At 57.3% G+C, this 13,582-nt stretch carries 12 protein-coding genes and 1 pseudogene; 10 read left to right on the top strand and 3 right to left on the bottom strand.

Annotation, left to right across the window (positions count from 1 at the left end; all coding sequences use genetic code 11):
• The first annotated feature begins 84 nt into the window (after positions 1–84).
• The 4 genes and pseudogenes from FHC48_RS13940 to FHC48_RS13925 all read left to right on the top strand — a co-directional run bounded on the left by FHC48_RS13940 (position 85) and on the right by FHC48_RS13925 (position 3,927).
• The gene (locus FHC48_RS13940) at positions 85–1,140 is read left to right on the top strand and encodes a sugar phosphate isomerase/epimerase (protein WP_059365149.1); all 1,056 of its coding nucleotides are present in this window, start codon (positions 85–87) and stop codon (positions 1,138–1,140) included.
• A gap of 24 nt (positions 1,141–1,164) precedes the next feature.
• A complete protein-coding gene (locus FHC48_RS13935; RefSeq protein WP_059365148.1) occupies positions 1,165–2,061 on the top strand; it encodes an alpha/beta fold hydrolase in 897 nt (298 codons plus the stop codon).
• The gene (locus tag FHC48_RS13930) at positions 2,051–2,953 is read left to right on the top strand and encodes an alpha/beta hydrolase (protein WP_059365147.1); all 903 of its coding nucleotides are present in this window, start codon (positions 2,051–2,053) and stop codon (positions 2,951–2,953) included. The genes FHC48_RS13935 and FHC48_RS13930 overlap by 11 nt, the downstream gene beginning before the upstream one ends.
• 170 nt (positions 2,954–3,123) lie before the next feature.
• Positions 3,124–3,927: pseudogene (locus FHC48_RS13925) on the top strand (DUF4225 domain-containing protein).
• On the opposite strand, the gene FHC48_RS13920 reads toward FHC48_RS13925, so the two are convergent.
• The 3 genes from FHC48_RS13920 to yghU all read right to left on the bottom strand — a co-directional run bounded on the left by FHC48_RS13920 (position 3,905) and on the right by yghU (position 5,859).
• Positions 3,905–4,228: a hypothetical protein gene (locus FHC48_RS13920; RefSeq protein WP_021242103.1), complete on the bottom strand. Its 324-nt coding sequence runs from the start codon at positions 4,226–4,228 to the stop codon at positions 3,905–3,907. The pseudogene FHC48_RS13925 and the gene FHC48_RS13920 overlap by 23 nt on opposite strands.
• 273 nt (positions 4,229–4,501) lie before the next feature.
• A complete protein-coding gene (locus tag FHC48_RS13915; RefSeq protein ID WP_059365146.1) occupies positions 4,502–4,834 on the bottom strand; it encodes a glycine zipper domain-containing protein in 333 nt (110 codons plus the stop codon).
• 158 nt (positions 4,835–4,992) lie between these two features.
• Positions 4,993–5,859 carry a glutathione-dependent disulfide-bond oxidoreductase gene (yghU, locus tag FHC48_RS13910; RefSeq protein WP_008499796.1) on the bottom strand — a complete coding sequence of 289 codons (867 nt, stop codon included), beginning with the start codon at positions 5,857–5,859 and terminating at the stop codon, positions 4,993–4,995.
• Between the two features lie 245 nt (positions 5,860–6,104).
• Between yghU and FHC48_RS13905 the strand changes: the two genes are divergently transcribed.
• The 6 genes from FHC48_RS13905 to gss all read left to right on the top strand — a co-directional run bounded on the left by FHC48_RS13905 (position 6,105) and on the right by gss (position 13,534).
• A complete protein-coding gene (locus FHC48_RS13905; protein ID WP_059365145.1) occupies positions 6,105–7,694 on the top strand; it encodes an ABC transporter substrate-binding protein in 1,590 nt (529 codons plus the stop codon).
• 45 nt (positions 7,695–7,739) lie between these two features.
• A complete protein-coding gene (locus tag FHC48_RS13900; RefSeq protein ID WP_084832257.1) occupies positions 7,740–8,693 on the top strand; it encodes an ABC transporter permease in 954 nt (317 codons plus the stop codon).
• A 5-nt stretch (positions 8,694–8,698) separates the two neighbouring features.
• Positions 8,699–9,544 carry an ABC transporter permease gene (locus tag FHC48_RS13895; protein ID WP_023294546.1) on the top strand — a complete coding sequence of 282 codons (846 nt, stop codon included), beginning with the start codon at positions 8,699–8,701 and terminating at the stop codon, positions 9,542–9,544.
• The gene (locus FHC48_RS13890) at positions 9,537–10,514 is read left to right on the top strand and encodes an ABC transporter ATP-binding protein (protein WP_059365144.1); all 978 of its coding nucleotides are present in this window, start codon (positions 9,537–9,539) and stop codon (positions 10,512–10,514) included. Before FHC48_RS13895 ends, FHC48_RS13890 begins: the two co-directional genes overlap by 8 nt.
• Positions 10,511–11,488: an ABC transporter ATP-binding protein gene (locus tag FHC48_RS13885; RefSeq protein WP_059365143.1), complete on the top strand. Its 978-nt coding sequence runs from the start codon at positions 10,511–10,513 to the stop codon at positions 11,486–11,488. The genes FHC48_RS13890 and FHC48_RS13885 overlap by 4 nt, the downstream gene beginning before the upstream one ends.
• A 183-nt stretch (positions 11,489–11,671) precedes the next feature.
• Positions 11,672–13,534, top strand: coding sequence for a bifunctional glutathionylspermidine amidase/synthase (gene gss, locus FHC48_RS13880; RefSeq protein WP_025912482.1), 1,863 nt, complete (start codon positions 11,672–11,674; stop codon positions 13,532–13,534).
• The last annotated feature ends 48 nt before the right edge of the window (positions 13,535–13,582 follow it).

The raw sequence follows: 13,582 nt of genomic DNA, 5'->3' as shown, positions 1-13,582 counted from the left end.
TTACCAACGAATTTATAATTTTCGCTTGCGGTTATCCGGCTTTACTCCTATTGTTTGTCAATCGACAAACAATAGGAGTATACGATGAAAACCCTCAAAGGTCCCTCTCTCCATCTGGCCCAGTTCAGCGATGACGCGGCCCCCTTTAATGATTTGCCTGCGATAGCCCGGTGGGCGGCGGAAACGGGTTTTAACGCCCTGCAAATTCCGGCATGGGATCGCCGTCTCTTCGACGTGGCGACGGCCGCAGAAAGTCAGACCTACTGTGATGATTTGGTCGGTATGCTGGCGGAGCATGGCCTGGTGGTGAGTGAACTGACCAGCCATATCTTCGGCCAACTGATGGCGGTCCATCCTGCTTACGACAGCTTATGCGACAGCTTTGCGCCGCCGGAAGTCCACGGCAACCCGCAGGCCCGTAGCGAATGGGCACGGCAACAGCTGCTGATGGCGGTCAAGGCCTCTGCCAGGCTTGGCCTCAGCGATCTGGGTACCTTTTCTGGCTCGCTGGCGTGGCCCTATTTGTTCCCGTTCCCGCAGCGCCCGGAAGGGTTAATTGAAACCGCCTTTGACGAGCTGGCCAGACGCTGGATGCCGGTACTTAACGCCTGCGAAGAGCAGGGCATTAACCTCTGCTATGAGATCCACCCGAGTGAAGATTTGCATGATGGGGTGACGTTTGAAATGTTTTATCAAAGGGTAAAAGAACATCCCCGCTGCCGGATACTTTTCGACCCCAGCCACATGGTGCTCCAGCAGCTTAACTATCTGGAGTTTATTGATATTTATAAGGACATGATCAACATGTTCCACGTGAAAGACGCTGAATTTAATCCGACCGGTCGTCAGGGTATTTATGGTGGCTATCAGTCATGGGTTGATCGTGCAGGACGTTTTCGCTCATTGGGTGACGGCCAGGTGGATTTCAGGGCCATTTTCTCGAAGCTGACCCAATACGATTATGCTGGCTGGGCAACCCTGGAGTGGGAGTGCTGTCTGAAAAACCCGCTGGATGGTGCCAGAGAAGGGGCTACGTTCATCCGCGACCATATTATTCACATTACCGATAAAGTCTTTGATGATTTCGCCGGTGCGCCGGTTAACCCTCAGCAAATCAACGCACTACTCGGCATTCGCTAAGCCACGACATTACAGGGAGTCCCCATGGAACAACAATACGGTGAGATCGCGCATGCGGATCTCAGGGCAGAACACGTCTATACGAAAGTGAACGGACAGCGCATCCATTGCGTCGTGGTGGGAAAAGGTCAACCGGTATTACTGATACCGGGCTGGCCGCAGACCTGGTATACCTGGCGCTATGTTCTTCAGGCGCTGGCGGCGGCGGGTTTTCAGGCGATAGCGGTCGACCCTCCGGGTATTGGTGAGTCCGATAAACCGCGCGACGGCTATGACACCGGACGTGTCGGTGCCATGCTGCATACCATGATGGCGCAGTTGGGGCATGCGCGTTATCGCATAGTGGGCCACGATATCGGCATGTGGGTTGGCTATGCCATAGCGAGCGATTTTCCTCAGGCAATAGAACGACTTGTGCTGACAGAAGCGGTGATCCCTGGACTGGCACCGCCACCACCGATTTTCGTCGCACCGGAAGAGAACATCTTTCTCTGGCACTTCATGTTCAATCAACTGGCGGATCTCCCCGAGACCCTGACCAGCGGGCGCGAATCACAGTATCTCAGCTATATTTTCGATCGCTGGTCGCATCGCCGTGAACAGGTCGCTGCAGAGGTGTATATCGCCGCCTATTCGACACCCGGCGGGCTGCGTGCGGGCTTCGACTATTATCGCGCTATCCCGGAAACCATCCGGCAGAACCAGCGCCGTGCGCAAACGCCTTTAACCATGCCGGTATTAACGGTGGGGGCCGAACATGCCACGCGCGATGCACCGCTGATAACCCTCCAGGGCAATGCCCTTGATCTGCGTGGCGAGACGGTGGCGGACTGCGGGCATTTTATTACCGAAGAGTGTCATGAGGCGTTTATTGGGCTGATCGTGCCCTTTCTCTCAGAGGGCAACGATCGTGCCGCTTGATAAACACATTGCTGACTTTCTGGCTGCATCATCGGGCGCGCCGCAACCGGCGTCGTTAGGCGACCTGCGTGCCGCCACCGAAGTAGATTTGTTGCGGCTGCAGGGAGAGGATGAATTAAGCGATGACATGCAGGACTATGTTGTCATCGCCGATGATGGTTACGCCATTGCCCTTCGTGCCTATACCCCAGCAGCCTCAAACGCGGACATTGCGCAGCCTGCAATACTATTTGCTCACGGCGGTGGATGGTGTCTGGGGTCGCTGTCGCTCTATGATCGACCCTGTCAGGCACTGGCCAATGCCACTGGCAGGAAAATACTCTCCGTGGATTACCGTCTGGCGCCGGAGTTCCCCTTCCCAAGGCCGTTAGAAGATGTTTATCAGGCACTATACTGGGCCAGTGAACAGGCCGCGCTTCTGGGGATAGATGCGACCCGTCTGGCGGTGGGGGGCGACAGTGCAGGCGGAAATCTCGCTGCAGCGACAGCGCTGCTGGCCCGGGATCGCGGCGGACCTCACATTGAGCATCAGTTGCTGCTCTACCCGGCATTAAGTCGCGAAATGTCGACCGAAAGCTATTGTGAATATGCTGAAGGTTATTTTTTAACGCGTGATGCGATGGCGTTTTGCTGGGAAAACTATCTGGGAGACCGTCGTCATCCCTATGCCGAGCCGCTGCATATGGCCTCGCTGAGGGGGTTACCGCCAGCAACCATCCTGAGTTGTGAATATGATCCCCTGCGCGATGAGGCTGAAGCGTATGCGCGACGGCTTGAGGAGGCGGGGGTGCCTGTGCGCTGTGAACGGTTGCCGGGAATGGTGCATGCCTGCATGCATATGTCAGGGTTAACGCCAGCCGCAGGGCGGTTGTTCGAACGGGCTTGTATATAGTTCAGAGTAGGCTCCGTTTTCCAAATGGAGCCCTTTATCTTTACCTCTCGCCTCCATGCCGCGATGCGGTATCGGTTAGTTCTGCAATATTGCCGGGGCAATACCCATTTTTTGTTGTCAAAAATCGTTTCGGGAATATGCTTTCTGAAACAGATCAGCGAGGCGATAAAATGGACACGTTGCTTTTACCCGGCCAGAATCCCCGAGCCTGGGCGGAAACTATGATCAATCTGGAGGCCAGAAAACTGGTTAATACGGCCAACACGGTCGCGGCTATGCATCTTCAGGATGGTTTTATCCGGATTCAGTTTGTGGATGAGATCAGGGCATTCATCATGGCCCAGTTTGAGGCCGCACGCCGGGCAAAAACGGATGATGACTGTATGGCCTGCCTGCAGGCGTTGCGTGCAGAGAACACCAGTCTGCTTTAACAGTCCCATTCTCTCAAAACCGGCTATGCAAAACTCTATGCCGAGGTGAAGGTTGTCCGGCACGAGAACAAAATTGTAGGTTACATCATCTCAGCTGTTGACGTGGTGGTAGCCGGAGCGGCTATCTTTGGTGGGATCGTCATGATGTCCTCCATGACGCCGTTGGGGGTGGTGGCCGGTGCCGTGATTGTTGTTAACGGGCTTAACACTATTTCACGTGAGGCCGCACACAACCTGCTCGGTGATAAGCAGACGGAGGGAATTTTCGCTGACGGCTCAATGGAGGTCGCAGAATTCCTGGGCTTCAGCCGGCAGCAGGGGCTGGGGACCTACAAGGCTGTCACGCTCTTTAGTGAAGTCTACGGCGCGTATGGTCTGAGGCTGAAACCCGAAGCGCAACGGCTGTGGTACTGGACCAGGCCCGATTTCTTCAGGAAAGTATCCGATACGCCACGTCCCGCGATGGCGCTTAAAATTGCGGGATGGGGTGTTAAAGCCAAAGTGGCGCTTGATTTACTGACTATCGAGCCTTCCGGGAAATAGTCTTCTGCAGGCGGAATGCTTTCCAGCCCAGAGCTGGTGGAAAGGTCACCCAGGCAATGATCAGGACAACAAGGGAACTCATGCCCCCGGAAAGAATGTGTGTCCGGCTGCCAGCGATAAGGGTGACCAGCATAACCAGAACCAGCGCGACCGTGATCCATACCGAAACCCGGAAGCGCCGTGATAGCGCATCGATGAGATGCTGCATTGTGCCTCCGGCTGCTGCGAGTCGGCCCTGTAAATTGTCTACTTCGCTTTTGCTGAAACCTGCCTCAAGCAGGTCTTTCTCACTGATAGCCATCACGTCCTCCCTAAACAGGCGAAAGTATACTGTATCAGACCAATAATCCCAGGTGGCCAGCGTAAGCAAAATAAAAGAAATTACGGAACATGAAATGCGGACAACTTTCCGGAGAAAGTCCCGAACGTAAGGATACCGCAAACAGGAGGCTACCCGTAACGATCGCGGTAATACTTCCCGTTTCTCAAACGGAACCGAGATAAGACAAAAAACCCAGCATAATAGCTGGGTTTCATCATCATACCGATTCTAAAGTCAGAACTACGGCGTTTATCAGTGCGTCGCTTCACCAATCAGCGCGCCCGTGCCCGCGCCAACGGCTGCACCTTTCAGCACGCTCTTGCCGGTAACCGCCGCAGCGCCTGCGCCCACGGCAGCCCCTACGGCGCCGCCTTTACGCGCGGCTTTACCCCTGTCGCCGTTTTTGAACATGGCACCCGTGCCTGCGCCAACAACGGCACCGCCAACGGTGGATTTCAGATCTTTGCCCGTGGCCGCGCCAATGGCAGCGCCTGCTACCGCGCCAGCGGCGGTTTTATCGATGGCCATTCCCGAGGTGGAAAAAATGAGGGCGCTGATAACCAGCGTTGTTTTAATCAGTTTCATAACAGATCCTTTGTGACTGCTGTCGGTTGATACGTCGCTTCTCACTCTGAGGTGAGAAAAACGCACAGATAGTGCCAGCAATACCGGCTCAACCTTTAGGCCAATCATGCCCTGCGAAAGGATCTCGGTTGCCGGGCGGCGATCCGCCCGGCAGAACATTACGCCTGACGCTTATCTTCCGTATTGGTCTCGAAGTCGCTCGCCGCGTGGCGTTCGTGGAGCTGCTCGTTCAGCTCGCCGCTGGTGCGGTTAACGATGCGTCCGCGCTTAACGGCATGGCGATTCGCCACGTCTTTCGCCCAGCGCTGCACGTTGGTGTACTTTTCTGCGTCGAGGAACTCAGCGGCGTTATACACGCTGCCCAGCGCCACGCAGCCGAACCATGGCCAGATGGCGATATCCGCAATGGTGTACTCCTCACCCGCCACGTAGCGACCGCGCGCCAGCTGTTTATCCAGCACGTCGAACAGGCGTTTGGCTTCCATGGTAAAGCGGTCAATCGCGTACTCAATTTTCACCGGGGCATAGTTATAGAAGTGGCCAAAACCGCCGCCGAGGAACGGCGCCGCGCCCTGCAGCCAGAACAGCCAGTTCAGCGTCTCGGTGCGTCCCGCCGGATCTTTCGGCAGGAAGTGGCCGAATTTCTCCGCCAGATAGAGCAGGATATTGCCGGATTCAAAGACGCGCGTTGGCGGGTTCGTGGAGTGGTCACGCAGCGCCGGTATTTTCGAGTTCGGGTTCACCTCCACGAAGCCGCTGGAGAACTGATCGCCCTCGCCGATGCGGATCAACCACGCGTCGTACTCCGCGCCCGTTACGCCCAGCGCCAGCAGTTCTTCGAGCATGATCGTCACCTTCTGGCCGTTCGGTGTGCCCAGCGAGTAGAGCTGCAGCGGGTGAGAGCCGACAGGAAGATCTTTCTCATGGGTCGCGCCGGAAATGGGGCGGTTGATGTTGGCGAACGCGCCGCCGTTGTTCTTTTTCCATTCCCACACTTTGGGTGGCTGATACGTGTTGTCTGACATGTTGGCCTGCCTTTTGAGTGATGTGTTGAGGCAGTGTAGCAGGAGATTTGTGAAGCGTTTAACGTTGTGAGCGCAAGCAATTAACCGCTATTCCTTCCGGCGCTTATATATATCAAATCCGGCATAAGCTTAATCGAAAATCGCATTTTCATAATTAATGCGTAAACGGATAAAGCTGCATATGATGCTTCAACATAAATAAAAGATGCAGTCATAAACACTTTATAAGGCAAGGAGTTAGTGAGATGCGCAAGCTTCTGTTATCGGCAGTGGTTGTTTCGCTCGCGTTAGGCCTGGCGGGCTGTGATGATGCGAAAAATAAAGAGACAAATACGCCCTCAGCGGCAAAAAGCGATGCGCCAAAAGCGGGCGGTTCGCTGATTATCGGTATTACCTCCGGCGACCCGTTAGCTGTAAATCCGCTCTACGCCAGCGACCGTACCACGTTGACGATCATGCAAGCGTTGTATGCTCCCCTCTATAGCTTCAACAACGGTAAGATCGAATGGGGCCTGGCGGAAAGCCTGACGCCCTCTGCCGACAACCTCAGCTACACCCTGACGTTAAAACCGAACCTGAAATGGCAGGACGGCCAGCCGCTGACGGCGGACGACGTGGTCTTCACCTTCAATAAGCTGCTGGATGCCAAACAGCACAGCTTCTTCCGCAGCATGTTCACCTACGGCGATAAGCCGGTACAGGTAAGCAAGGTTGACGACCGCACCGTTAAGTTCACCTTACCGCAGGTCAGCGCGGCCTTTACCGGCACGCTGGTACAGATCTACCCGATCCCGCAGCACGTGTTCGCCGGCGAAGGCGACCTGGAAAAGAGCAGCAAAAACGATGCACCGGTCGGCTCCGGGCCGTTCAAATTTAAAGAGTACCGCGCCGGACAATATTATGCCCTGACCCGTTTTGACGATTACTGGAACGGCAAAGCGAAGCTAGATTCGGTGACCTACCGTTTCGCCAAAGACAGTAACGCCGCCAACCTTGCGCTGCAAAACGGTGAAATCAACCTCAAGATGGTTGACCCGCAGGATGTGAACCGCCTGAAAAATACCGGTAAGTTTGACTTCGTGGTCTATCCGGAAGGCCGTCTGGCCTATATGACGTTCAACCAGAACGTGCCGGTAATGAAGAGCAAAGAATTGCGTCAGGCCATTGCGTACGCCATCAACAAAGACGAGCTGACCCAGACCGCCTTTACCTCGCTGGACTACGCCAAACCCGCGACGTCCTTCCTGACGCCCGATACGCTTTACAAGACGGATGACGTCGAGCAATACACATTCGACCTGCAAAAAGCCAAAGAGCTGCTTAAAGCGTCCGGCGCGCCGGACAACCTCAAGCTGCGCCTGGCGTATGTGAATACCAACAAAACCCAGGAGAGCATGGCGCTCTACATTCAGCAGGCGCTGAAGGGCATTGGGGTGAACGTGGAGCTGATGCCGCTGGACTCCAACGCCATGTCTCAGCGCAGCCTCGATATGAACAACACCGCGTGGGAGCTGAACCTGGGCGGCTACATCATGGGCTCAGAGCCGGACGGCTACAAATCGCTGTTCATGAGCAACGAAGCCTATAACTACGCGCACTACAAAAATCCGCAGTTTGATGCCCTGTGGGATAAAGGCGCCGTGGAAACCGACGCCGCGAAACGTGCCGATATCTACAAGCAAATTCAGCAGACCGTGGCGAACGACATGACGTACTACCCGATCGCCTATACCAATGCGACCGTCGCGGTAGACAAGCGTTTTGGCGGTACCGAGGAAGCGGAGCCGAAACCGGTCTATCTGTTCCAGGATCTGTCAAAAATCTATCAGAAATAAGCGATTGCCCCGGCCGTCGGGTCGGGGCCTTGGTAAGGGCATGTCGTGAACACACTTCTCACGCGTCGGCTGCTGCAGCTGCTGCCGATGCTGTTCTTTATTTCGCTGGTGGCGTTTTTGCTGGTCAAGCTCGCGCCCGGCGATCCGGTGGCGGCGTACATCACACCGCGCATGGCTCCGGAAGATATCGAACGTATTCGCCAGAGCCTGGGGCTGGATAAGCCGCTGGTCACGCAGTACGTTCTGTGGCTGAAGAACGTCCTGCGGGGCGATCTCGGCTATTCGCTGATTTACCACCGCCCGGTGCTGGAGATGATCGGCGAACGCATTCCGGCCACGCTGGGGCTGATGGGCGCGTCGCTGCTGCTGGCGATCGTGCTGGCGATCCCGCTGGGCCTGCTGGCGGGGGCATTTAAGCACCGCTGGCTGGATCACCTGCTGAACCTGTTCGCCTATATCGGCATCTCGGTGCCGATTTTCTGGTTCGGCATTTTGCTCATTACGGTCTTTGCCGTGCAGCTTAACTGGTTCCCCAGCATGGGGATGCGCACCATCGGCATGGAAGATAATGCGCTGGACGTGCTGCGCCACGGCGTGCTGCCGTGCATTGCCCTCACGTTCTACAACCTCTCCAGCTACGTGCGCTACATCCGCTCCAACACCATCTCGCAGCTCTCTGCCGACTATGTGCAGACCCAGCTGGCTTACGGCGCCACGCGTTCCAGCATTCTGTTCCGCCACGTGCTGAAAAACGTGCTGCTGCCGGTGATCACCCTGTTTGGGCTGTCGTTCGGTGAGCTGATTGTGGGGGCCTACGTGACGGAAAGCGTCTTCTCCTGGCCGGGGATGGGGCTGCTCGGGATCCAGTCGATCGCCTCGCTGGACTACCCGCTGATCATGGCGATCATCATGCTCTCGTCGATGATGCTGATCGTCGGTAACCTGATCGCCGATCTGCTTTATCGCTTCGCCGATCCCCGCATTCGTACGCTGAGGTAACCCGCATGAGCAGACGCTGGCAGCAGGTTCGTCACCAGCTGCGCCGCAACCGTCCGGCGCAGTTCTCCCTGTTTGTGCTTTTTATTTTCGTTGTCGCCGCGCTCTGTGCGGGGTTAAGTCCGTACGATCCGGATCGGATGGCGCTCGGCGCACGCACGCTGCCGCCGGATGCCGCACACTGGTTTGGCACCGACGAGTACGGGCGCGACTACTTCACCCGCGCGCTGTATGGCGGCCAGATCTCCCTGATGGTCGGTTTTCTCGCCATGCTCTTTTCCACGCTTATCGGCACGGTGGTGGGAACGGTGAGCGGCTACTTTGGCGGCTGGCTGGACAACCTGATGATGCGCGCCGTGGATATCCTGATGGCCATCCCGGCCTTCTTCCTGCTGCTGGTGGTGAATGCGTACCTCAAGCCGGGCGTGGATAACATCATTCTGATCATCAGCCTGCTGACGTGGATGAACATGTCGCGGCTGGTGCGCGCTGAAACCTTGTCGGTGAAAGAGCGCGAGTATGTGCTTTATGCCCGCGCGTCGGGGGAGCACCCGCTGCGCATTATCGTTCGCCACATTATTCCCGGCGTGCTGCCGACCATTATCGTGGCCGCCACGCTCAATATCGCCTCGGCCATTCTGATGGAGTCGACGCTCAGCTTCTTAGGGCTCGGCGTGCAGGCACCGGCGGCGTCGTGGGGAAGCATGCTTAACAACGCCCAGTCTTATATTGGCGAAGCGTCGTGGCTGGCGATGTTCCCCGGCATTCTTATCCTGCTGACGGTGTTCAGCTTTAACGTGCTGGGCGATGTGTTCCGTACCGCCTTTGAGCCAGGAGCGAATCGCGATGAGTAGCTTATTAGCGCTTGAGAACCTGCAAACCACCTTCCGCACCCGCGAGGGCGAGGTTCACGCGGTGCGTGGCGTGAGCTTTCAGGTACAGCCGGGGGAACTTGTCGGCATCGTCGGCGAGTCGGGCTGCGGGAAAAGCGTCACCTGTAAGTCGATCATTCAGCTTCTGGGGAGCAACGGACGGATAACCGGCGGCAGCGTTCGCTTCCAGAATGACGATCTGGCGCAGAAAACGCCCGCGCAGATGCGCGCCATTCGCGGCAACGAGATCGCGATGATTTTCCAGGATCCGATGACTGCCCTGAACCCGGTGCTGACCATCGGCAAACAGATGACCGAGATCCTGATGCGCAACAAAGGACTCACCAAAAAAGCGGCCAAAGCGGCGGCGATCGCCATGCTGGAACAGGTGGGGATTGCCGAGGCGGAACGCCGATACGACCAGTATCCCCACGAGTTCAGCGGCGGGATGCGCCAGCGGGTAATGATCGCCATTGCGCTCTCCTGCAACCCGAAGCTTCTTATTGCCGATGAGCCGACCACCGCGCTGGACGTTACCATTCAGGCGCAGATCCTGCGTCTGCTGAAAAGCCTGCAACAGCAGACCCAAACCGCGATTCTGCTGATCACCCACGATCTCGGCGTGGTGGCGCAGGTCTGCAGCCGCGTGGTGGTGATGTACGGCGGGCTGGTGATGGAGGAGGGGAGCGTGGAGGACATTTTTTATCGCCCTGCGCATCCTTACACCCAGGGGCTGCTGGCCTCGCTGCCGCGCCCGGATGAGGTCAATCAACGTTTATCGCCCATTGAAGGCGCGCCGCCTGGCCTGCTTAACCCGCCGCCGGGCTGTCCGTTCGCCGAACGCTGCCCGAAACGCATGCCCCAGTGTGAGCGGCAGCCTGCCTTTTACGCCATGGGAGAGGGCCATCGCGCCGCCTGCTGGCTATGGGCCGATAAGGAGATTCAGGCATGAGTGAACAACAGGTGCCCTTAGTGAGCGTGCGCGATCTGCGCAAGCACTACCCGCTTAACGGCGGTTTGCTGCGTAAAGGCGCGGCGGTGAAGGCGGTTGATGGCGTGAGCTTTGATATCCAGCCCGGCGAGACGTTTGGCCTGGTGGGCGAGTCCGGCTGCGGGAAATCCACCCTCGGGCGCGCCATCCTGCGCCTTTTCGATATCACCGCGGGCGAGATCCACTTTGCCGGACAGGCGATTGCCCACGCCCGCGAAAAAGAGCTCAAGCCGCTGCGTAAGCGGATGCAGGCGATTTTTCAGGACCCTTACTCCTCGCTCAACCCCGGTATGACCGTGCGACAGCTGGTGGCCGAGCCGATGCAGATCCACGGCTACAGCCGGGAAGAACAGCGCGAACGGACGGAAACGCTGCTCTACAAAGTGGGGCTGAAGCAGGAACACCTTGAGCGGTTTCCGCATGAGTTCAGCGGCGGGCAGCGCCAGCGCATCAGTATTGCCCGCGCGTTGTCCGTGCGTCCCGAATTTGTGCTGTGCGATGAGCCGCTCTCGGCGCTGGACGTCTCGGTGCAGGCGCAGGTGGTGAATATTCTGCAGGATCTTCAGCAGGAGCTGGGGCTGACCTATCTGTTCATCGCCCACGATCTCTCGATGGTGCGTCATATCTCCAGCCGCATTGGGGTGATGTATCTCGGTAAGCTGGTGGAGGTAGCCCCGGCGAATGAGCTGTATCAGCGTCCGGCGCACCCTTATACCCGCGCGCTGCTGGCGGCGGTTCCCCAGCCCGACCCGCGGATTCGCAACCTCGAAGACGCCACCCTGCGCGGCGAAATGCCCGGCCCTACGTCCGCGCTGCCGGGCTGTAAGTTCTGCAGCCGCTGCCCGCACGCCATGCCGGTTTGCCAGACGCAGGAGCCTGCCATGCAGGAGATCGCGCCAGGGCATTTCGCGGCGTGCTGGCTGTTTAAGATGTGAGCCTTAAACGTGTCGGGTGGCGCTTCGCTTACCCGACCTACAGGGTTTTGCGTTTTGTCGGCCGGGTAAGGCGAATTATTTACCACGCAGGTGTATGATAAACGCTCCTCTGTCAGGTTAATTACAACGTGCAGACGACGACAACCCATAAAAATTGCCGCCTGCCTGTTTTAGGTTGGATACATGCGTAAAGGAACGTTAAGCAGTGATGCGCCATTCGGGACATTGTTAGGCTATGCGCCCGGTGGCGTGGCGATTTACTCTTCAAATTACGGCAGTCTGGACCCGCGAAACTATCCGGAAGATGCGGATTTCCGCAGCTATATCGGCAACGAATACATGGGCCACAAGTGGCAGTGCGTTGAGTTTGCCCGCCGTTTCCTGTTCCTCAACTATGGCTTCGTGTTTACCGACGTCGGTATGGCGTGGGAAATTTTCTCTCTGCGCTTTTTGCGTCAGGTGGTGAACGATAACATTCTGCCCCTTCAGGCTTTTGCCAACGGCTCAAAACGCGCGCCGCGCGCCGGGGCGCTGCTGATCTGGCAAAAGGGCGGCGAGTTTCACGAGACCGGCCACGTGGCGGTGATCACCCAGCTTCTGGACGATAAGGTGCGAATCGCGGAGCAGAACGTCATTCACTCTCCGCTGCCGCTCGGGCAGCAGTGGACGCGCGAGCTGCGCCTGAGCGTGGAGAACGGGTGTTACACCCTCCACGACACCTTCAGCGACACGGAAATTCTCGGCTGGATGATCCAGACCGACGACACAGAACACAGCATTCCGCAGCCGGAAATCGACGGCGAACTGCTGAAAATCAGCGGCGCGCGGCTGAAAAACACACGTCAGTTCGACGGGAAATGGCTCAACGAAAATGACGCGCTGCAGCAGGCGTATATTCGCGCCAACGGTCACGTGATCAACAAAGATCCCTGCCAGTACTTCACCATTACCGAAAGCGCCGAGCAGGAGCTGATCAAAGCCACCAACGAGCTGCACCTGATGTACCTGCACGCCACGGATAAGGTGCTGAAAGACGACAGCCTGCTGGCGCTTTTCGACATCCCGAAAATCCTCTGGCCGCGCCTGCGCCTCTCCTGGCAGTGGCGCCGTCACCATATGATCACCGGTCGTATGGATTTCTGCATGGATGAGCGCGGCATCAAGGTCTACGAGTACAACGCCGACTCCGCCTCCTGCCATACCGAGGGCGGGCTGATTCTCGAAGAGTGGGTAAAAAATGGCTATCGCGGTAACGGGCATAACCCGGCAGAAGGCCTGCTGGAAGAGCTGACCGGCGCCTGGAAGCACAGCCACGCCCGGCCATTCGTCCACATCATGCAGGACAACGATGTCGAAGAGGACTATCACGCGCTCTTTATCCAGCGTTCTCTGCTGCAGGCCGGGTTCGAGACCAAAATCCTCCACGGGCTGGGGGCGCTCAGCTGGGATGCCGCCGGACAGCTAATTGACGACGAAGGCCGCCACGTCAACTGCGTGTGGAAAACCTGGGCGTGGGAGACGGCGATTGAGCAGATCCGCGAGGTCAGCGAAACCGAATACGCTGCGGTGCCGATCCGCACCGGACATCCTGAAGGCGAAGTGCGCCTGATTGACGTCCTGCTGCGCCCGGAGGTGCTAGTCTTTGAACCCCTGTGGACCGTTATTCCCGGCAACAAGGCGATTCTCCCTGTGCTGTGGCAACTGTTCCCGAACCACCGTTATCTGCTCGACACCGATTTTGAGGTCAACGATCTGCTGAAGCAGACCGGATACGCCGTTAAGCCGATTGCCGGACGCTGCGGCAGCAATATCGATCTGATCAGCGCCCAGGACGAACTGCTGGATAAATCCAGCGGCAAGTTTGTTGACCGCAAAAACATCTACCAGCAGCTGTGGTGCCTGCCGAAGGTCGACGGCAAGTACATACAGGTCTGTACTTTTACCGTGGGCGGGAACTACGGTGGGACCTGCCTGCGCGGCGATGACTCGCTGGTGGTGAAGAAAGAGAGCGATATTGAGCCGCTGATCGTGGTTAAAGATAAGTAGCTCTTACCCGCAATAAAAACGCCCCCGCAGGGTATTCTGTGGGGGCTT

This window comes from Enterobacter sp. EC_50, assembly GCF_019584525.1.
GTDB lineage: Bacteria > Pseudomonadota > Gammaproteobacteria > Enterobacterales > Enterobacteriaceae > Enterobacter > Enterobacter roggenkampii.
This window is presented reverse-complemented; position numbering and strand designations above follow the sequence as displayed.

Excerpts from the sequence above, each read along its gene's own strand:
- FHC48_RS13940 (WP_059365149.1), top strand. The coding sequence starts at position 85 with ATGAAAACCCTCAAAGGTCCCTCTCTCCATCTGGCCCAGTTCAGCGAT.
- FHC48_RS13935 (WP_059365148.1), top strand. The coding sequence starts at position 1,165 with ATGGAACAACAATACGGTGAGATCGCGCATGCGGATCTCAGGGCAGAA.
- FHC48_RS13920 (WP_021242103.1), bottom strand. The coding sequence starts at position 4,228 with ATGGCTATCAGTGAGAAAGACCTGCTTGAGGCAGGTTTCAGCAAAAGC.
- FHC48_RS13915 (WP_059365146.1), bottom strand. The coding sequence starts at position 4,834 with ATGAAACTGATTAAAACAACGCTGGTTATCAGCGCCCTCATTTTTTCC.
- yghU (WP_008499796.1), bottom strand. The coding sequence starts at position 5,859 with ATGTCAGACAACACGTATCAGCCACCCAAAGTGTGGGAATGGAAAAAG.
- FHC48_RS13905 (WP_059365145.1), top strand. The coding sequence starts at position 6,105 with ATGCGCAAGCTTCTGTTATCGGCAGTGGTTGTTTCGCTCGCGTTAGGC.
- FHC48_RS13895 (WP_023294546.1), top strand. The coding sequence starts at position 8,699 with ATGAGCAGACGCTGGCAGCAGGTTCGTCACCAGCTGCGCCGCAACCGT.
- FHC48_RS13890 (WP_059365144.1), top strand. The coding sequence starts at position 9,537 with ATGAGTAGCTTATTAGCGCTTGAGAACCTGCAAACCACCTTCCGCACC.
- FHC48_RS13885 (WP_059365143.1), top strand. The coding sequence starts at position 10,511 with ATGAGTGAACAACAGGTGCCCTTAGTGAGCGTGCGCGATCTGCGCAAG.
- gss (WP_025912482.1), top strand. The coding sequence starts at position 11,672 with ATGCGTAAAGGAACGTTAAGCAGTGATGCGCCATTCGGGACATTGTTA.